Below are 383 nucleotides of genomic sequence, written 5' to 3'. Positions count from 1 at the left end.
TGGCGTCGAGCATCCCATTGGCGTGCACGGTGCGCGGCGGCCACGCGGACTGGTGGCGCCACGCGGGGACCGACGTGAAGCGGTCCTTGCGCACGTACTTCACATCCGACAGGTCGATGCGCCGGCCGACCACGGGCGACACGCGGCGCATGATCTGCGGAGGCGCCGTCATCGGCGTCCAGCCATAGAGCCCGCTGTCGAGCGGCCAGAGCGTGGCGATGCCGGCCTCGCCGCCCGTCAGCGCGGCGGTGGGCGTGGTGGCCGCCTGCTGCGTGGTCCAGAGCGAGACCTCGCACAGGTCGATGCTGGTCGTGTCGCCGGACCGCTTGCCGATGTACAGCGGGTTCTGCCCGAGTTGGTCCAGATTGAGCGCCGCGTTCACT

The 383-nt window shown here is 70.8% G+C and carries 1 protein-coding gene; it reads right to left on the bottom strand.

Annotated elements, in window-relative coordinates; translation table 11 throughout:
* A partial coding sequence (locus tag M0638_RS27790; RefSeq protein ID WP_248670199.1) for a hypothetical protein occupies positions 1 to 383 on the bottom strand: 383 nt, incomplete at both ends.

This window comes from Roseomonas acroporae, from assembly GCF_023223525.1.
GTDB classification, from domain to species: Bacteria; Pseudomonadota; Alphaproteobacteria; order Acetobacterales; family Acetobacteraceae; genus Roseomonas_E; species Roseomonas_E acroporae.
This window is presented reverse-complemented; position numbering and strand designations above follow the sequence as displayed.